A 20,470-nucleotide genomic window follows, 5' to 3' on the forward strand; every position below is an offset into this window, starting at 1 on the left:
ACAACTCTCGAAAGGATTCTCAATGATCGTCAACGACAGCGTTGCCGTCGTCACCGGAGGCGCTTCGGGCCTCGGTCTTGCCACCACCAAGGCGCTGATCGACGACGGAGCCACCGTCGTCATCATCGACCTCCCCTCTTCCAACGGTGAGGCCGTCGCCAAGGAACTCGGCGACCGTGCGCGCTTCGCGCCGGCCGACGTCACCGACGAGGCAGCAGTCGTCGCGGCTCTCGATCTCGCCGAGTCGCTCGGACCGCTGCGTGTCGCGGTGAACTGCGCAGGCATCGGCAACGCGGTCAAGACCGTCAGCAAGAAGGGCGCGTTTCCGCTCGACGGCTTCAAGAAGGTCATCGACGTGAACCTGATCGGCACGTTCAACGTGATCCGATTGGCAGCCGAGCGCATCTCGAAGACCGAACCGGTCGACGGCGAGCGCGGCGTCATCATCAACACCGCTTCGGTCGCAGCCTTCGACGGCCAGATCGGGCAGGCCGCCTACTCCGCATCCAAGGGCGGCGTCGTCGGCATGACCCTGCCGATCGCACGCGACCTCGCGTCGCTGCTCATCCGCGTCGTGACCATCGCTCCGGGCCTGTTCAAGACCCCGTTGCTCGGCTCGCTCCCGGAAGAGGCCCAGGCTTCGCTCGGCCAGCAGGTTCCCCACCCCGCGCGTCTGGGTGACCCCGCCGAGTACGGCGCTCTGGCCGCACACATCGTCTCGAACCCGATGCTCAACGGCGAGGTCATCCGCCTCGACGGCGCCATCCGCATGGCACCGCGCTAGACACGCAGCACACACGAGTGAGAGGAGGGGTCGATGACCGCGCAGCCCGAGACCGGGTTCACCGATTGGCGGGTCTTCGAGCCGTTGCGGTACGACCCCATCCTCGAACACGCGCTGGAAGCTTTCAGCGAGAACGGCTTCCACGGGACAACCGTGCGCGACCTGGCCCGCCGGGTCGGTGTGACGGTGCCCGCGTTGTACTACCACCACGAGAACAAGGAAGCCGTTCTCGTCACCCTGCTCGACGCTGCCGTCCTCGACCTCATCGACCGTGTCCTGGCCGCGGTCGCGGACGGCGGCGCCGACCCGGCCGCCCGGTTCGCCAATGCCGTCGAGGCGATCGTTCTGAACATGACTTACCGGGCGAAGCGTTCCGGTCTCGATTCCGAACTGCGGCACGTCTCCTTCGAGAACCGCCGCACCTATGCCGCTACGCGCAAACGACTCGAACTCATCATGCTCGACCTCGTCCGTGACGGCACCGAGGCAGGAGTATTCGACGTCGACGATGCGGAGGAGACCGTGCGGGCCATGCTCGGCATGCTCCAGTCCATCGCCCGCTGGTACCAGATCGACGGCCCACTCACCCCGGCGCAGGTCGCGGACCGCTACATCGTGATCGCACTACGCATCGTGGGCTACCACACCACTAACTGAACGTCTCACTGCGAGGAGATCTTTCGTGCTGTCCACACCCTTCACCGAAACCTTCGGAGTTCGTCACCCCATCGTGCAGGGCGGAATGCAGTGGGTCGGCCGCGCCGAACTGGTCGCCGCCGTCGCCAACGCCGGCGCACTCGGCATGATCACGGCGCTCACCCAGCCCACCCCCGAGGACCTCGAGAAGGAGATCGCCCGCACTCGCGAGCTCACCGACCAGCCCTTCGGTGTCAACCTGACGATCCTGCCCTCCATCACGCCGCCGCCCTACGACGAATACCGCCAGGTCATCATCGACTCCGGAATCAAGATCGTCGAGACCGCGGGATCCAACCCCGCGCCGCACCTCCCCGATTTCCACGCCGCCGGTATCAAGGTGCTGCACAAGTGCACCAGCGTCCGCCACGCCGTCAAGGCGCAGGACGTCGGTGTCGACGGCATCAGCATCGACGGCTTCGAATGCGCGGGCCACCCGGGCGAGGACGACATCCCCGGACTCGTCCTCATCGCCGCGGCAGCGGAGCAGATCACCATCCCCATGATCGCCTCGGGAGGCTTCGGTGACGGTCGCGGGCTCGTCGCCGCACTCGCCCTCGGTGCCGACGGCATCAACATGGGCACCCGTTTCATGTGCACCGTCGAATCACCGATCCACCAGAAGATCAAGGAAGCGATCGTCGAGGCCAAGGAAACCGACACCGAGCTGATCTTCCGGCCGCTGCGCAACACCGCCCGCGTGGCGAGCAACACCGTCAGCCGCGAGGTCGTCGAGATCCTCGATCGCGGAGGGCAGTTCGAAGACGTCCGTGAACTGGTCGCCGGTGCGCGTGGGCGTCTCGTGTACGAGAACGGTGACCCGGAGGCCGGTATCTGGACCGTCGGCACCGTCCAGGGCATCATCCACGACATTCCCACCGCAGGTGAACTCGTCGAACGCATCGTCGCCGACGCAGAAGCCCTGATCTCCGAGCGTCTCGCGGGCCTGATCGACCGCGTAAACGCCTGATATACGCCTATTGCCAGGAGAATTCATGAAGCGTACCCATTTCGAAGGTGATCACGAGGCGTACCGGGAAACGGTGCGTGAGTTCTACGCTCGCGAGATCGAACCGAACTACGAGCGCTGGGAAGAGGAACGGCTCATCGACCGGTCCGTGTACCTGGCCGCAGGCAAGGCAGGAATCCTCGGCCTCGGAGTACCCGAGGAATTCGGTGGGTCCGGTGTCACCGACTACCGGTTCCGCCAGATCGTCCAGGAAGAGACGGCTCGCACGAACACCACATCGTTCGGCGCGACCCTTGCCTTGCAGGACGACATCGCCATTCCGTACCTGCTGCATCTGGGCACCGAGGAGCAGAAGGCCCGCTGGCTGCCCCGCATGGCCTCCGGCGAGGTCATCGGCGCAATCGCGATGACCGAACCGGGCGCGGGTTCCGACCTGCAGGGCGTCAAGACCACCGCTGTTCGCGACGGCGACGAGTGGGTCATCAATGGACAGAAGACCTTCATCACCAACGGGATCCACGCCGACCTCGTCATCGTGGTGTGCCGCACCGACCCGAGTGCCGGGTCGAAGGGGTTCTCGCTCATCGTCGTCGAGCGCGACGCTCCCGGCTTCAGCCGCGGACGCAAGCTCGACAAGGTCGGTCTTGCCGCGCAGGACACCGCCGAGCTGGTGTTCGAGGATACGCGCGTGCCCGCCGAGAATCTGCTCGGCACCGAAGGGCGAGGCTTCGTCCATCTCATGGAGAACCTCCCGCTCGAGCGGATCGGTATTGCCGTCAGCGCCATCACGTCGGCGCGTGCGGCCTACGAGTGGAGCAAGCAGTACGTGTTCGAGCGCAAGGCGTTCGGCAAGCCGATCGGCGATCTGCAGAACACCCGCTTCGTGCTCGCCGAGATGCTCACGGAGATCGAGGTGACCGAATCTCACGTCGACCGCTGCATCCTCGCGCTCAACGCGGGGGAACTGACAGCGGTCGATGCGTCGAAGGCGAAGTGGTGGGCCAGTGAGCTGCAGAAGCGTGTCGTCGACCGGGGCGTGCAGCTGCACGGTGGCTACGGCTTCATGATGGAGTACGCGATCGGTCGCGCCTACCGAGATGCACGCATCCAGACCATCTACGGCGGCACCACCGAGGTCATGAAGGAAATCATCGGCCGCGATATCGCCGCCGAGTTCAAGTAACGGAGATGCGCATGGGGAGCGGCATGTTCGATCTCACGGGTAGACGCGCACTGGTGACCGGAGGATCGGCCGGCCTCGGGCTCGGTATGGCGCGCGGACTCGCGCGCGCCGGCGCCGATGTCGCCCTCTGGGGCCGCAGCGCAGACAAGCTCGCTGCCGCGGCCGCCGACCTCGAGGGTTTCGGCACGAAGGTCGTCACCCGGTCGGTCGATGTGGCAGACGAGCAGGCGGTGATCGACGGCGTCGCCGACACCGCCGCCGCTCTCGGCGGGCTCGACATCGTCGTTGTCAACGCCGGTATCACGGGGCCGCTGCAGAAGTTCCCCGAATCGTCGACGGAGCAGTATCGGAAAGTGATGGCGACCAACCTCGATGGTGCGTATTTCACGATGCGTGAGGCCTCGAAGGTCCTCGTCGCGCAGGGCATCGGCGGGTCGATGATCGTGACGTCGAGCCTCGGCGCGCTACAGGGTGCCGGTCGGAATCAGGCGTACGGCGCGACGAAGGCTGCGGTGCTCGCGATGGCCAATGGATGCGCTGTCGAGTTCGCGCGGTTCGGTATCCGGGTGAACAGTGTCCTGCCGGGCTGGATCGCCACCGATCTCACCGGGCAGTTGCAGGAATCCGAGGTCTTCAACAGCAACGTGATCTCACGGGTTCCGCTCGGCCGATGGGGTACGCCCGAGGACTTCGAGGGTATCGCCGTCTACCTGGCGAGCGATGCGTCGCGATTCCAGACCGGAAGCACGACCCTGATCGACGGCGGATACAGCATGTTCTGAGGTTCTGCTTCGTTCGGGTCCGGCCTATTGCGCGGCCAGGAGCGATCGGGAAATGTAGAGCACGAAAATCGAATTCTACGAAAGGGAGAACATGGCGCTCACCGCACTGCTGGAGCTCGAGTTCAAGGCCGACGCGCTGGACGATGCGAAGAAGGTCATGACGCGAGTCCTCGACGAGACCCGGGCCTTCGACGGTTGCGTCGGTATCGAGATCCTGGTGGACCAGAAGAACGAGGCTCGCTGGGTCGTCGTCGAGAAGTGGCAGTCGAAGGAGCACGACACCGCGTACCGCAAGTTCCGTGCGGGCGAAGGCGCGATCACCGATCTCGGGCCGCTGCTCGCAGGGGCGCCGAAGCTCACCCATTTCGACGAACTCTGACCGTCGCCAGAAAGCCGGGCGGGACGCGCACACGAGCGCGTCCCGCCCGGCTTTTCGTCCGCCGGGTTCGGTCAAGCCGGGGCGGACAGTTATGGTGAAGGTCGGAAGTGCCGGACCGACCGCACTTCGCTGTGATATCGAGCGTGGAGGTAATCGGGCATGTTTGAACTGATCGGCATGATCATCGTGGTCGCGTGTGTTGCCGTCGTGGTCGCCTGCNTAATCGGGCATGTTTGAACTGATCGGCATGATCATCGTGGTCGCGTGTGTTGCCGTCGTGGTCGCCTGCTGCCTGATCCTGCTCGTGGCGTCGACCATCGGCCCCCACTTCCTGCTTGCCTCGGACAAGAAGAACGCCGAGGTCGAGCGGAATACGCCCGCCCGCGTCTGACCCCGCCCCACCGAGCAGGAGTCCGACCGAGTAAGAGTTCGAGCGCCTACCCCCAGCCCAGCTGGTGGAGGCGCTCCTCTTCGATTCCGAAATAATGCGCGATCTCGTGCACGACCGTCACCGCGACTTCGTGCACCACATCGTCGTCGGTGTCGCAGATGTCGAGGATCGCGTCGCGGTAGATCGTGATCGTGTCGGGTAGCGACCCGGCGTAGTGGCTGTCGCGTTCGGTCAGCGCGATCCCCTGGTAGAGACCGAGCAGGTCCGGCTCGTCCTCGTGTCGCGGCTCGACGAGCACCACCACGTTGTCGATTGCCCGTGTGAGTTCCGCGGGAATCTCGTCGAGAGCGTCGGAGACAAGTCCGTCGAAGCGCTCATCGCTCATCTTCACCATCGGGTCAGGCCCCCGGCAGGGGAGCCGCACCGGGTAGCGGCGTGGGAAGCGACCTGCCCTCGGGCTGCGCAGGCGGCGGAATCGGCGGCTGCCCGTCGATCAGGATGTCGCCCTTCGCGCTGCCCGTGATGGAAGCGAATCCCCCGCCCTCGACCTGCTTACCGACAGAGCAGTTGACCTTGCGGCTGCCCGCCAGCCAGCTGTCGAAGTTCAAGTTGTCCCAGAACAGCGTCAGCGTCTTGTTCCGCAGCGCCTCCGGGTCGCCCAGGTACTCGTTCACTCGCTCCGTGCAGGTCTGCTCGAGGTAGGCATCCTGGTCTTCGACGCTCGGCAGTCCGCCCGGAAAATTCTCGGCCAGGTTCACCGTCGCAACTACTTCGAAGGCGTGCGGTTTCGCGCAATCGACGGGATCGGCCGGGACCCCGTTGTTGATGCCGATGCACAGGCCGACGTCCCACGCGCGGGACTGGTCCTGGTCGGCGACCCTGCCCTCGATGGGCAGCAGGTTGCCGGTGGTCGACGAGAACTGCAGCCCGCAGCGCAGCGTCCGTTCGCCGGCAGCCCACCCCGCTTCGCCGGGATTGATCAGCCCGATGCTGAACTTGCCGTGCGGATCGAAGCGTCCGCCCAGGTAGTCCATCGCCGCAGGTGCGCACTGCTCGTCGCGGAGCTCGGTGAACCGCATGACCGATGGGAAACGTGAACCCGGTCCCCATTCCGCCCCGGGGAACACGCTCAGGTCGATGTCCTCGACCACCTCGAACAGGTGGGTCTGCTCGCAATCCACCTTCGTGAGGTCGCTCGCATCGAGCGCCGTCCAGGTCAGGCAGTCTCCGCTGGTGGCGGTGCCGAACGCGTCACCGGCGACGGCGCCGGTCGACGGGGACGCACCGCTGTTGTTTCCGTCGACGGTATCGGCGCCTTGGAAACCCGCGACGACGAACGTCGCGATCGCGGCGAGGACCGCGCCCGCAGCTACGAACACCAACGCGCGTCGCGTCAGCTTTGCTGACGGCGGACGCCGTACCGGCTTCTTCTTCTTGTCTTCGGCCATCACCTCCCATCATGCCCTGGCCCGGTCCGTACAGGTAACGTCGGTTCATGGCCGACGACCAGATCGATCCCCGCATCCAGGAGATCGCGCAGCGTTGCTTCGATGCTGCGCGCGCAGGCGACAGCGAGACCTTGGCGACGTATATCGAGGCGGGTGTCCCCGCGAACCTGACGAACGGGGCCGGTGACACCCTCGTGATGCTCGCCTCCTACCGCGGGAACGCCGCTGCGGTGCGCGTTCTCGTCGACCACGGCGCGGATGTGAACCGGGCGAACGACCGCGGTCAGACTCCGCTCGCGGGCGCGGTGTTCAAGGGCGAGGAGGAGGTCGTGCGGATCCTCACAGAGGCGGGCGCCGATCCGATGGGCGGGCAGCCCACCGCGGTGGATGCGGCGAAGATGTTCGGGCGCGAAGACTACCTGCAGCTCTGGCAGAGGTAGGCTTCACCTTCGTGATCGACCTCAAGTTCCTCCGCGAGAATCCCGACACCGTTCGCGCCTCGCAGCGCACCCGAGGCGAGGATCCCGGCCTCGTCGATGCGCTGCTCGATGCGGATGCCTCCCGTCGCGCCGCTGTGCTGGCGGGTGACAACGCCCGTGCCGAGCAGAAGGCGCTCGGAAAGAAGGTCGGCAAGGCATCCCCGGAGGAACGGCCCGCACTGCTCGACGGCGCGAAGGAACTCGCGGCCCAGGTGAAGACGCTCGAAGCCGAGCAGAACGCCGCGCAGGAAGCGCTCGAGCGGGCGCACATGGCGATCTCCAACGTCGTCCAGGAGGGTGCTCCGGCCGGCGGTGAGGACGATTTCGTCACCCTGGAGACGGTCGGTGACCTGCCGACGTTCGACTTCGAGCCGAAGGATCACCTCACGCTCGGTGAGTCGCTGGGCCTGATCGACATGGAACGCGGCGCCAAGGTCTCCGGTGCGCGCTTCTACTTCCTCACCGGCTACGGTGCGCTCCTGCAGCTCGGTCTGCTCCAGCTCGCTGCGCAGAAGGCCACGGCCAACGGTTTCACCATGATGATCCCGCCGGTGCTGGTGCGCCCCGAGATCATGCGGGGCACCGGCTTCCTCGGGCAGCACGCCGACGAGGTGTACCACCTCGAGGACGACGACCTGTATCTGGTCGGTACCTCCGAGGTGCCGCTTGCGGGGTACCACTCGGGCGAGATCCTGGACCTGTCCGCAGGCCCGAAGCGGTACGCCGGGTGGTCGTCGTGCTTCCGCCGCGAGGCAGGCAGCTACGGCAAGGACACCCGCGGGATCATCCGCGTGCACCAGTTCGACAAGGTCGAGATGTTCGTCTACTGCAAGCCTGAGGATGCGACGGAAGAGCACCAGCGGTTGCTGACGTGGGAACGCGAGATGCTCGCCGCGATCGACGTGCCGTACCGGGTCATCGACGTCGCAGGCGGCGACCTCGGATCCTCGGCAGCCCGTAAGTTCGACTGCGAGGCATGGGTTCCCACTCAGGAGCGGTACCGCGAACTGACGTCGACGTCGAACTGCACCACATTCCAGGCCCGTCGACTCGGTGTCCGCTATCGCGACGAGAACGGCAAGCCGCAGACCGCCGCGACGCTCAACGGAACGCTGGCCACGACACGCTGGCTCGTCGCGCTCCTCGAGAACCATCAGCAGGCCGACGGCACCGTCAAGGTTCCACCGGCATTGGTTCCGTTCGTCGGACGAGAGGTCCTGGAGCCCGTCGGATAGCGGGTCAGCTCAGGATCAGGCACGACGTGGAGCCGGTCGCGACCAGCCGCCCCTGATCGTCGCGCGCTTCGCCGCGCGCAGTCGCGGTGCGGCGCCCTGCGTGTTCGCAGAATCCGTGCACACGGAGGACATGGCCGGGCTGCACTCCTCGCAGGTAGCGCACCTGCAGATCGAGGGTCGTGTATCCGACGCCCGCATCGAGCGTGCTCGCCACCGCGAAACCCATCGCCGTGTCGAACAGGGTTGCGAGGACTCCGCCGTGCACGCTGCCCACCGCGTTCGCATGGAACTCCTGCACCTCGAGGGTGATCTCGACGAACCCCTCCCGCGCGTCGGTGACGGTGAAGCCGAGCGTCCGAGATGTCGGGTGATGGGGAATGCTGCCGTCGATGAGACCGTGCAGGAAGTCGAGTCCCTGCATGTCGCGGTTGGCGGCCGACGTAGGCGCCGGATCGTCCCAGGTGTAGGTGCGTTGCCGGTTCTGTTCGTTGTCCTCGCTCACAACTGACGACGGTATCGGACCGCCACGTCGCTCGTGACACGCGCGAGATCCGGTGTCATGCTGGAGCCATGCGCCGACGATGTTGATTCGACCGTTCGACTTTCCTGTCCGTCCGGGCGGTCGTCTACGCGGCCACCCGCGAGTTCGTGCCGCTCTATGGTCTCTATGCGCTGCTGTTCGAAGACCACGGCCTGAGCACCGGCAGCATTTCGTCGCTGTTCGTCCTGTGGTCCCTCGTCGCGTTCGTGTCGGAGGTTCCGTCGGGCGCGTGGGCGGATACGGTGTCGCGCCGGGGTCTGCTGTTCGGCAGCGGCGTTCTGTTCACCGCGACCTTCACGATCTGGATGATCTGGCCCACCGTCTGGGGTTTCGCGCTGGGTTTCGTGCTGTGGGGGATCAGTGAATCCCTGAAATCGGGCACATTCGAGGCGCTCCTCTACGACGAACTCGCGGCGCTCGGCGCGGAACACCGATACGCAACGGTCTCGGGTTACGCGAATGCAGGCGAGATGGTGTGCGCGTTCGTCGCGATCCTGTCGGCGGCACCCCTGTTCGGACTGGGCGGCTACGCACTCGTCGGATGGTTGTCCGTGGCGCTCACCGTCGCGAACGGGCTGCTGGTCCTGACATTGCCGTCCACACCTCGGGTGAGGGACACCGACGATGCCGGCGGCGGCCCGGTGCTCAGCCGTTATGTGTCGGCGCTGCGCGAGGGCACGTCCGAGGTCCGCACCGACAAGGTGGTGCGCCGCGCGGTGCTGCTCGCTGCCGCGCTGCTCGCCGGTCTTGCGTTCGACGAATACTTCGGCCTGCTCGCGAGGGAGGGCGGCGCGCCCACCGAGCAGGTGCCGGTGCTGGTGGCGCTCACGGTGATCGGTCAGGTGCTCGGTGCCGCGACCGCGGGCCGGACCGCCTCGATGAGCGGCCGGGTGATGGGCGGAGTGGTGATCGCGGGGACAGTTCTCCTCGCCGCCGGTGCGCTCGCCGGTGGTGTCGTCGGCTTCATCGCGATCGGGCTCGGGTACGGCGCAATCCACAACACCGCCATCGTTGCCGAGGCCAGGTTGCAGGACACGATGTCGGGGCGCACTCGCGCGACCGTCACCTCGGTCGTGGGGCTGACGAGCGAGGTTCTGTCGGTCGGTGTGTTCGCGGGTTTCGCGGTGGGCTCGACATGGATTCCGTTGTCCGGACTGGTCGTCGCGACGGTGTTACCGCTGCTCGTGGTAGGTATCAGTGCCGTCCGATGGCTGCCCGACCAGGGCTCCTCAGCAGCTTCTTAACCGGAGGCTCTAGCCTCGACGCACATGCGTGCACGTCTGCTCACCATGATCACCGCAGTCTCCGGGCTGGCCCTTGTCGGCGCCGGCTCGACCTTCGCCTACCTCGATTCGCCGGAGGCCACCGTCACCGTCGCCGAACAGGAGACGGGCGGCACCGGAGTCGACGACGCCCGCAGTACGTTGCAACAGGCGAGTCTCCCGCTGTCGATCCTCGACGGTGGCGTCGGCCAGCTCACCGACGGCAGCCGCCAACTCGACGATGGCGCACAGCAACTCGCCGACGGACTCGGCCAGGCCAGGGCGGGAGGAGAGCAGCTCGCGGGCGGACTCGACCAGCTGGAGGGCGGCGTCGGTCTGCTCGGCGACGGCGCCTCCCAGATCAGCGGAGGGGTCGACGAGGTGGTCACCCGGCTCACCGGATTCGGTGAGATGCAGGGCAGTGTCACCACGCAGCTGACGAGCGTCGCCGACACACTCGATCTGTCCGGCGACCCCGTGTCGAGCTCGGCGTCGGCGGAGATCAGAGGGCTGGTCGACATGCTGAACACCCAGGGTCTGGGACCCGAGACGATGGACCAGCTGGGGCAGCTGCGCAGCGGCGCGCAGCAACTCGCCTACGAACTGACCGACCCGAACGCACAGTTCGTCGCCGGTATGACACAGGCCGCAGACGGGTCGCGGCAGCTGCGCGACGGCCTGATCCTGCTGGACGACGGTGGCAGGCAATTGACCGACGGCACCGGCCAGCTCGTGGCGGGTGTCGGACCGGTGAGCAATGTCGTGCAGAGCATCTCGGGCAATGTCCGGGACGCGACCGAGGCGCTGCCGCAGTCCGGTGACGCGCAGGCCGCCGAACCCACCGTGGAGGCCGGGGACCGTCAGTGGTGGCCGTTCGCGCTGATCGCAGTCGGCGCGGTGCTGTTGCTCGTGCCGGCGTTCGCACCGCGCCCCGCGGTCACACCGATTCCGAGCGCCCCGACTGTGTGACCCGCAATTCTGTGATCAGGACGGGCAGCCGCTCGCGCCACTGAACCCAGTCGTGACCACCCGCGAAGGTCCCCGAACGAATCGGGTGCCCGGCCGCGGCCAGTCGATCGGCGGCGCCCACGACCTCGTCGAGCATCATCCACTCGAGTGAACCCACCTCGCTGAGGATGGGCACGTCGCCGCCGTTGTCGGCCTTCGCGAGTGTCGGAACATCGTGCCCCTGCTCGTCGTGCCACCACATCGACGGTGACAGGCAGGCTGCGCCGCGCACGGCATCGGGCCGGGTCAACGCGAAGAACATCGACGCGAGTCCGCCGTACGAGCAGCCGCCCACCGTCACGGGCTCGCCCGCGTATGCGAGGAGGTCGTCGCGGAAGCGCGGGTTGGCGGTCAGGTCCGACGCCCGCACATTGCGTTCCTGACCGTCGGCGCTCACGTGGTCGACGACGAGCACCCGTGCAGGGGCGTTCTCGGGATCGTCGAACGCGGCGAGCACCCGGTGACGGCGGACCTCGTCGCCGTCGAACAACACGACGGTGCCGTGACCCGGTACGGGCGGCACGTAGGTGCCGACGCGCCGCGGAGTGCCGTCGAGCTCCACCGCTTCTGTCGTGAGGATGCCTTCCGGGAGTGCGCCCGTCCGGAGTCGCTGTGGCTCGGCGTCGGGGGCAGCTCCTTCGAACGATCCGATGGCGCCCCGGCGGAAGTCGATCCACCACTGACGCTGATTCGCGTCGCCGTCCGGAACCGTCAGTGGGGCGTTCGACGGAATGAATGTGTACGCGCCGCGCCACCCGGCCGGAACCCGAACGGACAGGATCCACAACCCTGAGTCCGTGTCTCGGAGCATGCTTCCGGCGGCAAGCCGGCTCCGGTCGGTGACGCAGTTGACGTCGAGGAACACTGCTGTCGTCGAGGGCGGCAGTGCGGCGTCACCCACTGCGAACGTCGCAATCCAGTCGGTGCCGTCGGAGGTGAAGACCACGGTTCGGTCACCCTGCAGCGCATCGCGGACGGCACTCGGAGTGGGGACGGAACGATCGGGGGCCGGTCGTCGCTTCCTCGGCGAGGGCGCGGAAACCGGCATCAGAGTTTGCTGCTGCGCAGCTCGTGACCCTTGGACGTCTTGCAGCGACCCGAGTCGAGATCCCACTGCCAGCCGTGGAGATTGCAGGTGAGGGTGGTGCCGTCGACCACGCCGAACTTCGACAGATCTGCCTTCAGGTGCGGGCAGCGACGCTGAATCTCGTAGCCGCCCAGCTCGATCGACGCCGTGTCGTCGTGCGCCTCGGCGAACCAGCCGTCCGCGTAGGCAATCCGCTCATCGGTGAGGCACTTGAAGAACGTGTACAGGAACTCGTTGTACCCGCCGATGCGCCACGCCGTGAAGCGGGTGGACAGGAAGATCGTGTTGACCCAATCGGGTTCGTCGTCGCGCAGGACCGTCCGCACCAGCTCCGGTGCGATGCGGAACCCGTAGCGGTACTTGCCTTCTCCCTCGATGGGCTCGCGCACGGCCCGCTTCGGGAAATCCAGTACGACGGTCTCGGCGTCGTCGCCCGAACCCATGACCAGACCGACGGGGTAACCGATACCGTCGCAGATCAGATCGGACTGCGCCATGATCGGCTCGAACTTCGCCTTCAACGCAGGCAGCAACGGCTCACCCGCGGCGGGAGCCCACGTCGCCTTCTCCGCCGCGATGATCGGCGCGAACCGCTTCGCCATGTCCTCGATGTAGGCGGCCTTGTTGGTGAAGATCGCATCGACCTGCTCGTCCGGGATCGGATGCGTGAGGGTCATCTGATCCTTGCCGACCAGATCCACCGTCGATCCCGGGATCATGAGCAGGCCGCCGTCGCGCCCGTGGATGCGCAGTTGTTCGAGGAACACGTGCTGGTCGGGGAAGATGTTCCCCTCGTCGCCGTGGTCGTCGTTGAGGTCGCGCAGATCGTCGTCGAGGAACACCGGCGGCCCTGCGGACGGCACGATCCAGGTGGCTCCGACCTGCTCGATGTAGCTGCGGCAACGGTCCATGCCACGTTGACGCTTCTGCTTGCCGAAATTGGCCTTGGTCTTCTTCGGGATGTCGTAGACCATCGGGTACCAGATGGCACCCGAATACTGCAGCAGATGGATGTCGATGTGGCCGAACGCCTCGTGCATCGGATCCATGTCGATCGGCCGCGCGTCGTTCATGTTGAACACGGTGGTCGAGCCGTCGGAGACGACCAGACCCGAGTCACCGATCGGCCCGTCGGCGGGTGCACGCAACGCGATGATCATGATGTCGAGCTCGCCCGGTCCGACGGGGGCCTGCGGAGCGACATCGATACCGGCAGCGGAGATCCGATGCTTCACGGAGTCGGTGGTCTCGAAGAATTTGGTGAAGCCCAGTGCCTCGAGTTCACGCCGCAGATCCGGCACCGGGTAGTCCGGCAGCAGCACCGTCGCATCCTTGTCGACGTACTTGCTCAGCGTGCCCGGATCGAAGTGATCCTTGTGCAGGTGCGACACGTACAGGTAGTCGACGTTGCCGAGCTCTTCCCAATCGAGCCCGGTGTTGTCGGGAAACGGCACCCATGACGCGAAGTACGCGGGGTTGATCCAGGGGTCGCACAGGATGGACCCGGCCTCTGTCCGGATATGGAACCCTGCGTGTCCGACGCTGGTGATCTGCACTGCGTTGCCTCCTGACGAAGCTGGCCGACGTGGTCTCCAGGGTAGGCGGAGCCGATCAGTCCACTGCGCCCAGGCAGTATCCGTTCGAGGCGATTGTGACGTAGACAACCAGGTCACGAGCGGTTCCGTCCTCGACGACCGGGATGGACACCGTCCCGTACACGTCGTCGATAGGAGCGAAGGTCGCCGAATCCGCGTCGAAGGTCGTCACGCCGTCGAGGGTGTCCGGATCGGTCGACAACGGTGGCACGCCCGGGTTTCCGGTGCCCCACGGATCCCAGATTCCCATTCCGGGGCAGATCAGCGGGTAGTCGTCCTCGGTGTCTTCCGGGGCCACCGGATCGCCCGTGGTGCGTCCGAGGAACCGCTCCACCGCGTAGACGGCGTCGTCCTCGGTGTAGATGTCGGCGTCGCCGGTCGGGTGGACGTAGGGGCAGGCGTAGCCGGAAGAGATCTCACTGCGCAGCACCGATACGTCGGTGCCGTCCGCGGACCACGTCACCGTGAACTGGCCGTCGAGTCCGGGCTGTTGCACCGCGGCGCTGATCGCGTCGACGTCGGCGTACATCTCCTCGGCCCGTTCGGTCGCGATCGTCCAGCACTTACCGGTCACGTCGTTGCCCGCCAGCAGATCATTCGTCCACGCCTGCAGTGCCGCGCCGGCTGCGGCGTTGCCGGGTACGTCGCCGACCGTGACCGCAGACGGGGCGGCCTCTGTCGGTGCAGCCGCGGCGGCCGTCCCGTCATCTGCGTCGTTCCCGGTGCCCGACGAGGACACTTCGGGTGGTTGGGGGGTCTCGGTGGGGATGCCGGACTGCCCGTCGCCGGCGCATCCCGTCGCGGTCAGGGCCAGTGCGACAGCCGCGCCTGCGACGACGAACAGATGGGATTTTCTGGTGGTGCTGGTCAATACTCTCGCCCCTGATGTCGATCGCGGTCGGTCCGATGCGGTGGACCCGGCTACGCTAACCGACGTGGAACCCTTCTACCGGACCATCATCGGCGTGGCACGCACACTGTTCGCGGCGCAAGGCCTGAAATTCACGATCTCCGGGGCAGAGCACATCCCGGCGACCGGGGGTGCGGTCATCGCGATGAACCACACGGGCTACATGGACTTCACCTACGCGGGCATTCCCGCACGTGAAACCAAGCGGTACATCCGGTTCATGGCGAAGAAGGAAGTCTTCGACAACAAAATCTCCGGGCCGATGATGCGCGCCATGAAGCACATCCCCGTCGACCGCGGCGATGCGGGCGATTCGTATCGGCTTGCGGTCGAGGCACTTCGCAGGGGCGATCTCGTCGGTGTGTTCCCCGAGGAGACCATCAGCCGCAGCTTCGAGCTCAAGGAGTTCAGGTCCGGCGCAGCAAGGATGGCACTCGAAGCCGGTGTGCCCGTCATACCGATGGTGCTGTGGGGGTCGCAGCGGGTGTGGACCAAGGGCCACCCCAAGCGACTCGGCCGGACGAACACCCCCATCACCATCATCGTCGGGGATCCGATCGAACCGTTCGAGCCTGCCGCCGAGATGACTGCGAAGCTGCGCGCCACCATGGACCGGATGTTGAAGCAAGCGCAGCAGGACTATCGCCACGAGCCGGGTGCCTACTGGGTACCTGCGCGGCTCGGTGGATCGGCTCCGACACCGGAGGAAGCGAACGCCGACGACGCGCGTGTCGCGGCGGAACGTCGTGCCCGCAAGGAAGCAGAGCGCGCACGGCGCGAGGGCCGCGACGGCAGTGGGAGAGAGCCGGGCGCGACCGGAAACCCGCCTTCGGCACAATGACGGAGTGAGCACTCAGCGTCCGAGTCTTGTCGCGTCCGATGTCGACGGAACCCTGATCGACGACACGGAGCGGGTTTCCGGCCGCACCCGTGCGGCAGTCCACGCCGTGGTCGATTCCGGAACACCGTTCGTTCTTGCGACCGGTCGACCACCGCGATGGATCGCGCCGGTCGTCGACCAGCTTCGGTACGCACCGCTCGCGGTGTGCGCCAACGGCGCTGTCCTCTACGACAGTGCGACCGACCAGGTGCTCAGTGCCGCGGTGCTCACCACAGACGAACTGGGTTGGCTCGCCGAGGTCGCGGAGACGGTTTTTCCGGGGAGCGGTCTGGCGGCGGAAAGGGTGGGGGCCAGCGCGCACGACGCTGCGACACCCCAGTTCGTGAGCTCGCCGGGTTACGAGCATGCGTGGCTGAATCCGGACATCACCGAACTCGCCGAGTACGACGTGATCGCGGCGCCCGCCATCAAACTGCTGATCCGGCTGCCCGGTGCCAGCAGCGCCGCGATGGCCGAAGCGCTCCTGCCGAAACTGCACGGACTCGTCGACCTGACGTTCTCGACGGACAACGGTCTCCTCGAGATCTCCGCTGCGGGGGTGACGAAGGCGTCGGGGTTGCAGGAGGCCGCGCGCCACCTGGGGGTGCCGTTCGATGATCTCGTCGCATTCGGTGACATGCCCAACGACATTCCGATGCTGTCGATCGCACGCCACGGTGTTGCGATGGAGAACGCGCACCCCGAGGCCAAATCGGTCGCAGACGAAGTCACTGCCACCAACGTCGATGACGGGGTCGCCCGCATCCTCGAACGCTGGTGGCAGTGACTTGATTCTGCCGGTGATCGAAGGTCAGCCTGCAGGCACCGGTTCAGGTGCCTGCGGGGCTTCCGGTGCCGGCGCAGGTTCCGGCGCGACCGGAGCGGCCGCGGGTTCCTGCATCGACTCCTCGTAGGCGTCGTTGTAAGCGCGGAGCACCTTTGTGACGACACCGGTGACCTCGTTGAAGATCAGCGAACCGAACTCGAAGTCCGATCGCCAACCGTCCGGCACCCGGTACTCGTCGCTGGTGGGCAACCCCAGCTCACCAGCGTCGAGCCCGGACTTCTGCCACGCCTTGTAGATCTCGCCGAGCACCGTCCACACTCCGCCGTTGGGTGAGGAGTAGATGGCGCCGTTGACGAACTGGGCGCTCTCGAATCCGCCCTTCGCGGGGAGGATCGATGTCATGGCCGTGCCCAGACGTCCGGTCTCGCCGCCTTCGGCGATCCACTTCTGGGCCAGCGGGTGATTGTCGGCGAGACGGATCAGTTCCTGCACGAGGTTCTGGACGTTCTCGGCCGATCCGGTTGCCGGTGTCCCGGCATCTGTATCGGGCACTGCACCGCGCGCGGCGGGCGGGTTGTCCGTCGCGAGATCGGTACTGGGGCTCGTGCCCTTCGCGGCGCCAGCGGCGATGTTGCGGATCTTGTCCATCTGGGCGTATCCGCCGTCGCCGGGGCAACTGGTGCTGCCGACGTCGCGGTGCGCGAAGATGATCGGCAGGTCGACGGCCGCGCCACGCGGGTACGGGGTGAACGAGGTGCCCTCGGAGTACATCGTGGTGCGACCCTTGGGATCGAGCCCGGCCTTCGCGAGCCGCCAGCCGAGGAACTTGCCCACGGCGTTGAGGGTCGCCTCGGGCGGTGTCGCCGACGAGAAGTCGCCCATCATGGCGATGCCCATCGTGTTCTCGTTGAAGCCGCCCGCGTGGGCGCCCTGCACGTTGCGGTCGAGCCCTCCTGCACGACCTTCGAAGACCTGGCCGTACTTGTCGACGAGCACGTTGTATCCCACGTCGCACCAGCCGAGCGTCTGCGAGTGGTACGCGTAGATCGCGCGGACGATCTCGGCAGATTCTGCCTTGGAATAGTCGTTGCTTCCCGCGGTGTGGTGCACGGTGGCGCCGCCCAGCGAGTCGTCGTAGGTGGGTTCTTCGCACCGGATCGATTCGTCGGCGCCCCACTGAGCGCGGGAGATGACCTTGAGGCCGGAGTCACCCACCGGGCCCGCGATGTCCTCGAGGGTGGCGTCGGCGGGGCTGGTACCCGGATCGATGAGCACAGCGCTGACGCTGTCGGCGAGGGCCTGGGCCGGGTCCTGGCTGTGCAGCGGGCGAGAGGACGAGGCCGGAACGTAACCGAGCTCGGGCGTGCCCTCTGCGGGTGCCGCGCCGGGAACCGGTGCTTCCGCCGGTGCCGGTGCCTCTGCCGGTGCGGGAGCTTCAGGGGGAGCGGGCGCCGCGGGGGCTGCCGGCGCAGGCCCTTCCTCCGGCGGCGCTTCGGCACCGGCGAGGTTCGGCTCCGGACCCGGTCGCGGCGTCAGCAGGACCTGAACGGCATTGGTCGCACCGACGAAGATCGGCTCGGTGCCCCTACGCGCGTCGTCTGCGGTGTCGTTGCGAGAGGACTCGAGGGGCTCGGTCGCAGCCCACGGACCCCACGTGCCGTCCTCGTTCTGCGCGCGGATCATCGCGTCCGTGTCGGCGATGTCGCTTGCGGTGAGGGCGACGAGGCTGAACGGGGTCTCCTGGGTGAGCTCTTTGACGACCGCTCCCACCCGACCGACCGGCCCGCCTGCCGGATCGGGCGCAGTCGTGATCTCGGGGAGACCTTGGACGATCTCTTTCAGGCTCATGTCGGGCAGGTTGAGCCCGGTCAGCTCTTCGAGCGGAATCACGAGATCGGGGACCGATGCGAGTACGACCTCGGCGATCGTGGGCGCAACCGCTTCGACGGAATCACTGGTCTGACGGATTTCGGTCTGGTCGTTGGTGAAGCCGGACACCGCGAAAGGTGTTGCGACGGCCAGGGCGGCGACGGCACCCAGGACGATCGACGGCTTCGGGCGGCGATGCGGCACTGTTTGCTACTCCCTGTTGCTGTGCGCGGTTCGGACGGTCGATATCACTCGTCGGAATCCAACATCCTCAAGCCCGCTTCGTGCTGGAAGAGGCCGCTGATGAAGGCAACTTGTGATGCCATTGTTGCTGTTGTGACATTTGTTGCGATACCTCGCCACTCTTGTCACACTAGACACAGCAAACCATAACCCTCAACCTGAGCTTGAGCATCGGTCTCGAGATGTCCGATCCGTGAGAGCGGGCGATCACATGGACGACCGTCCGCGTGATCAGCGGAAATGCGAGAACAAGGGAGCGCAGCGCATGGCACGACAGTCGATTCGTCGCAGAGGAAAAATTCGTAGACGGCGTGTCGTCCTCGGCCGGCCGCTGCGCAACGGATGGCGCCCGACCGCGACACGTGCCGCTGTGCTCGGCATCGCGCCCGCATTACTCGCAGGAGCGGCCGTCGGCGTTCTCGTCAGTGGCGGCTCGGACGGTCCCGAGGTCCGGCAGGCCGTCTCCGCCGACACGCCCTTCACTTTCAGCGGTCAGGGCCACGGCCACGGTCGCGGCATGGGCCAGTGGGGTGCCTACGGCTACGCGCAGGACGGCTGGACGGCCGAACGCATCGTCGGCCATTACTACGGTGGCACCACCTTGGGTACCGTCCCGGACTCCATGATCGCCGTGCGCCTCACGGGTCTCGACGACCACAGCCTCGACGTCTACTCCGACACAGGCCTCACCGTCGCGGGCAGGCAGGTCGGCCCAGGGGAGGCCGCCCATCTCACACCGAATGCCGACGGCGGCGCGAACGTCGTGGTCACTGCCGGTTGCAGCGGCGACGTGCTGTGGCAGGGCGCCACAGATATGCCATGGGTCGACCCGGTGGATCTCGGCGAGGACCGTCCCAGGGAGGAACACCTCAAACTCTGCTCGGGCGACACCACCTACCGCGGCGCGATCGGAGTGGTGCTCGAAGGAGACGCCGCGCGCACCGTCAATCGCCTGAACGTCGAGGACTACCTCCGCAGCGTCGTTCCCGCCGAGGCGCTGCCCGGCTGGGCCGACACGGGCGGGGCCGAAGCGCTGCGCGCGCAGGCCATCGCCGCTCGCTCGTACGCACTCGCAGAGAAGCGCAATGAGAAGTGGCAGACCTGCGATACGACGAGCTGCCAGGTGTACGGAGGGTCCGGCACGGAGGATCCCCGGACCGATGACGCCATTCGCACCACTCGCGGTCAAGTACTGATGAAGGACGGCGCGGTGGTCCGCAGCGAATTCTCCGCATCGACCGGCGGGTACAGCGCGGGCGGAACGTTCCCTCCGGTCGAGGACCTCGGCGACAGGGTCGCACCCAACCGGCAATGGGCCAAGACGATAACCGCAGGCGAGATCGGCACGGCATTCGGCGTCGGGGAACTCCAGAACATCGAGGTCATCGCCCGCAACAACCTCGGTGACGCGGGAGGTCGCGCTACCCAGGTGCGCGTGATCGGCTCCGACCGGACCATCGAAACCACGGGTGCCGAGGCGCGTGCCAAGCTCGGTCTGCGGTCCGACTGGTTCAGCGTGCAGGAAGGCGCCGAAGCAGCGGTGCCGCCGCCCACACCGGCACCGGAGATCGACACCGAGGTCGGAGCACTACGGTTCGAGACCGGTGACAGCTCGGAGATCCAGGCGAAGTACCTCGAACTCGGCGGGGTCGATGGCCTTCTCGGCTCGCCGGTCGGACCTGAACTGATGCTTCCGGACGAACGCGGCAAGTTCCGGATCTTCACCGGTGGCGCGATCGTCTGGACCCCCGATCTCGGTGCCCAGGTCATCGAGTCGAGCTTCTTGCGTGACTGGTTCCCGAGCACCGGAAGCGCCGAATAACGTAGGCCGTCGAAACGCAGCGCCGGAAGGTCGGCTGCTCGTCCCGGAAATATCGGCTGCTTGACATTGACGCAGCGTCAAGATGCACGCTGGGTATCGAGCAGAACCGAAGGGGCGAA

The 20,470-nt window shown here is 66.5% G+C and carries 21 protein-coding genes; 14 read left to right on the forward strand and 7 right to left on the reverse strand.

The features are described from left to right. Nucleotides 1-22: 22 nt before the first annotated feature. From HCA61_RS16395 to HCA61_RS16425, 7 genes are all read left to right on the forward strand, one after another. Nucleotides 23-784, forward strand: a complete 762-nt coding sequence (locus HCA61_RS16395) for a 3-hydroxyacyl-CoA dehydrogenase (protein ID WP_169689228.1) — start codon at nucleotides 23-25, stop codon at nucleotides 782-784. 33 nt (nucleotides 785-817) lie between these two features. Further along, a complete protein-coding gene (locus HCA61_RS16400; protein ID WP_169689229.1) occupies nucleotides 818-1,441 on the forward strand; it encodes a TetR/AcrR family transcriptional regulator in 624 nt (207 codons plus the stop codon). Nucleotides 1,442-1,466: 25 nt separating this feature from the next. Further along, entirely contained in the window at nucleotides 1,467-2,450 is a 984-nt protein-coding gene (locus HCA61_RS16405) for a nitronate monooxygenase (RefSeq protein ID WP_169689230.1), read from the forward strand. Nucleotides 2,451-2,475: 25 nt separating this feature from the next. Continuing rightward, entirely contained in the window at nucleotides 2,476-3,633 is a 1,158-nt protein-coding gene (locus tag HCA61_RS16410) for an acyl-CoA dehydrogenase family protein (protein ID WP_169689231.1), read from the forward strand. A gap of 23 nt (nucleotides 3,634-3,656) precedes the next feature. Beyond that, nucleotides 3,657-4,415 carry an SDR family oxidoreductase gene (locus HCA61_RS16415; RefSeq protein WP_169689358.1) on the forward strand — a complete coding sequence of 253 codons (759 nt, stop codon included), beginning with the start codon at nucleotides 3,657-3,659 and terminating at the stop codon, nucleotides 4,413-4,415. A 91-nt stretch (nucleotides 4,416-4,506) separates the two neighbouring features. Next, a complete protein-coding gene (locus HCA61_RS16420; RefSeq protein WP_169689232.1) occupies nucleotides 4,507-4,794 on the forward strand; it encodes an antibiotic biosynthesis monooxygenase in 288 nt (95 codons plus the stop codon). Nucleotides 4,795-5,023: 229 nt separating this feature from the next. Further along, a complete protein-coding gene (locus tag HCA61_RS16425) occupies nucleotides 5,024-5,185 on the forward strand; it encodes a hypothetical protein (protein ID WP_169689233.1) in 162 nt (53 codons plus the stop codon). A gap of 46 nt (nucleotides 5,186-5,231) precedes the next feature. On the opposite strand, the gene HCA61_RS16430 is transcribed toward HCA61_RS16425, so the two are convergent. Together HCA61_RS16430 and HCA61_RS16435 are read right to left on the reverse strand one after the other, a co-directional pair. Then, nucleotides 5,232-5,570 (reverse strand): metallopeptidase family protein, encoded by a 339-nt coding sequence (locus HCA61_RS16430; protein WP_169689234.1) that lies wholly within the window; start codon nucleotides 5,568-5,570, stop codon nucleotides 5,232-5,234. 13 nt (nucleotides 5,571-5,583) lie between these two features. Then, the gene (locus tag HCA61_RS16435; protein ID WP_169689235.1) at nucleotides 5,584-6,633 is read right to left on the reverse strand and encodes a septum formation family protein; all 1,050 of its coding nucleotides are present in this window, start codon (nucleotides 6,631-6,633) and stop codon (nucleotides 5,584-5,586) included. A 47-nt stretch (nucleotides 6,634-6,680) separates the two neighbouring features. Here HCA61_RS16435 and HCA61_RS16440 point away from each other — a divergent pair, with 47 nt between their 5' ends. Together HCA61_RS16440 and serS are read left to right on the forward strand one after the other, a co-directional pair. Continuing rightward, nucleotides 6,681-7,073: an ankyrin repeat domain-containing protein gene (locus tag HCA61_RS16440; RefSeq protein ID WP_169689236.1), complete on the forward strand. Its 393-nt coding sequence runs from the start codon at nucleotides 6,681-6,683 to the stop codon at nucleotides 7,071-7,073. An 11-nt stretch (nucleotides 7,074-7,084) separates the two neighbouring features. Continuing rightward, the gene (gene serS / locus HCA61_RS16445) at nucleotides 7,085-8,347 is read left to right on the forward strand and encodes a serine--tRNA ligase (protein ID WP_169689237.1); all 1,263 of its coding nucleotides are present in this window, start codon (nucleotides 7,085-7,087) and stop codon (nucleotides 8,345-8,347) included. 4 nt (nucleotides 8,348-8,351) lie between these two features. Here the strand turns inward: serS and HCA61_RS16450 are convergent, their stop codons facing one another. After that, nucleotides 8,352-8,849, reverse strand: a complete 498-nt coding sequence (locus HCA61_RS16450; protein WP_169689238.1) for a PaaI family thioesterase — start codon at nucleotides 8,847-8,849, stop codon at nucleotides 8,352-8,354. A 146-nt stretch (nucleotides 8,850-8,995) separates the two neighbouring features. On the opposite strand from HCA61_RS16450, the gene HCA61_RS16455 reads away from it, so the two are divergent. Continuing rightward, a complete protein-coding gene (locus HCA61_RS16455; protein WP_346777573.1) occupies nucleotides 8,996-10,132 on the forward strand; it encodes an MFS transporter in 1,137 nt (378 codons plus the stop codon). Between the two features lie 24 nt (nucleotides 10,133-10,156). Next, complete coding sequence (locus tag HCA61_RS16460; protein WP_169689239.1) at nucleotides 10,157-11,119, forward strand: hypothetical protein; 963 nt, start codon at nucleotides 10,157-10,159, stop codon at nucleotides 11,117-11,119. Here the strand turns inward: HCA61_RS16460 and HCA61_RS16465 are convergent. The 3 genes from HCA61_RS16465 to HCA61_RS16475 all read right to left on the reverse strand — a co-directional run bounded on the left by HCA61_RS16465 (nucleotide 11,088) and on the right by HCA61_RS16475 (nucleotide 14,711). Further along, nucleotides 11,088-12,104: an alpha/beta hydrolase-fold protein gene (locus HCA61_RS16465; RefSeq protein WP_169689240.1), complete on the reverse strand. Its 1,017-nt coding sequence runs from the start codon at nucleotides 12,102-12,104 to the stop codon at nucleotides 11,088-11,090. The two genes, HCA61_RS16460 and HCA61_RS16465, sit on opposite strands and share 32 nt — an antisense overlap. A 101-nt stretch (nucleotides 12,105-12,205) precedes the next feature. Continuing rightward, nucleotides 12,206-13,801, reverse strand: a complete 1,596-nt coding sequence (locus HCA61_RS16470) for a Rieske 2Fe-2S domain-containing protein (protein WP_169689241.1) — start codon at nucleotides 13,799-13,801, stop codon at nucleotides 12,206-12,208. A 55-nt stretch (nucleotides 13,802-13,856) separates the two neighbouring features. Then, nucleotides 13,857-14,711, reverse strand: coding sequence for a hypothetical protein (locus tag HCA61_RS16475; RefSeq protein WP_240959633.1), 855 nt, complete (start codon nucleotides 14,709-14,711; stop codon nucleotides 13,857-13,859). Nucleotides 14,712-14,775: 64 nt separating this feature from the next. Here HCA61_RS16475 and HCA61_RS16480 point away from each other — a divergent pair, with 64 nt between their 5' ends. Beyond that, nucleotides 14,776-15,591: a lysophospholipid acyltransferase family protein gene (locus tag HCA61_RS16480; RefSeq protein WP_169689242.1), complete on the forward strand. Its 816-nt coding sequence runs from the start codon at nucleotides 14,776-14,778 to the stop codon at nucleotides 15,589-15,591. Between the two features lie 4 nt (nucleotides 15,592-15,595). Continuing rightward, the gene (locus HCA61_RS16485) at nucleotides 15,596-16,417 is read left to right on the forward strand and encodes an HAD family hydrolase (RefSeq protein WP_169689243.1); all 822 of its coding nucleotides are present in this window, start codon (nucleotides 15,596-15,598) and stop codon (nucleotides 16,415-16,417) included. Nucleotides 16,418-16,441: 24 nt separating this feature from the next. Here the strand turns inward: HCA61_RS16485 and HCA61_RS16490 are convergent, their stop codons facing one another. Beyond that, a complete protein-coding gene (locus HCA61_RS16490; RefSeq protein WP_169689244.1) occupies nucleotides 16,442-18,490 on the reverse strand; it encodes an N-acetylmuramoyl-L-alanine amidase in 2,049 nt (682 codons plus the stop codon). A 304-nt stretch (nucleotides 18,491-18,794) separates the two neighbouring features. Between HCA61_RS16490 and HCA61_RS16495 the strand changes: the two genes are divergently transcribed. Further along, nucleotides 18,795-20,351: a SpoIID/LytB domain-containing protein gene (locus HCA61_RS16495; RefSeq protein ID WP_169689245.1), complete on the forward strand. Its 1,557-nt coding sequence runs from the start codon at nucleotides 18,795-18,797 to the stop codon at nucleotides 20,349-20,351. Nucleotides 20,352-20,470: the final 119 nt, after the last annotated feature.

The organism is Rhodococcus sp. HNM0563 (assembly GCF_012726195.1).
Lineage (GTDB): Bacteria > Actinomycetota > Actinomycetes > Mycobacteriales > Mycobacteriaceae > Rhodococcus.

Excerpts from the sequence above, each read along its gene's own strand:
- HCA61_RS16395 (WP_169689228.1), top strand. The coding sequence starts at position 23 with ATGATCGTCAACGACAGCGTTGCCGTCGTCACCGGAGGCGCTTCGGGC.
- HCA61_RS16400 (WP_169689229.1), top strand. The coding sequence starts at position 818 with ATGACCGCGCAGCCCGAGACCGGGTTCACCGATTGGCGGGTCTTCGAG.
- HCA61_RS16410 (WP_169689231.1), top strand. The coding sequence starts at position 2,476 with ATGAAGCGTACCCATTTCGAAGGTGATCACGAGGCGTACCGGGAAACG.
- HCA61_RS16415 (WP_169689358.1), top strand. The coding sequence starts at position 3,657 with ATGTTCGATCTCACGGGTAGACGCGCACTGGTGACCGGAGGATCGGCC.
- HCA61_RS16420 (WP_169689232.1), top strand. The coding sequence starts at position 4,507 with ATGGCGCTCACCGCACTGCTGGAGCTCGAGTTCAAGGCCGACGCGCTG.
- HCA61_RS16425 (WP_169689233.1), top strand. The coding sequence starts at position 5,024 with ATGTTTGAACTGATCGGCATGATCATCGTGGTCGCGTGTGTTGCCGTC.
- HCA61_RS16430 (WP_169689234.1), bottom strand. The coding sequence starts at position 5,570 with ATGAGCGATGAGCGCTTCGACGGACTTGTCTCCGACGCTCTCGACGAG.
- HCA61_RS16435 (WP_169689235.1), bottom strand. The coding sequence starts at position 6,633 with ATGGCCGAAGACAAGAAGAAGAAGCCGGTACGGCGTCCGCCGTCAGCA.
- HCA61_RS16440 (WP_169689236.1), top strand. The coding sequence starts at position 6,681 with ATGGCCGACGACCAGATCGATCCCCGCATCCAGGAGATCGCGCAGCGT.
- HCA61_RS16460 (WP_169689239.1), top strand. The coding sequence starts at position 10,157 with ATGCGTGCACGTCTGCTCACCATGATCACCGCAGTCTCCGGGCTGGCC.
- HCA61_RS16495 (WP_169689245.1), top strand. The coding sequence starts at position 18,795 with ATGGCACGACAGTCGATTCGTCGCAGAGGAAAAATTCGTAGACGGCGT.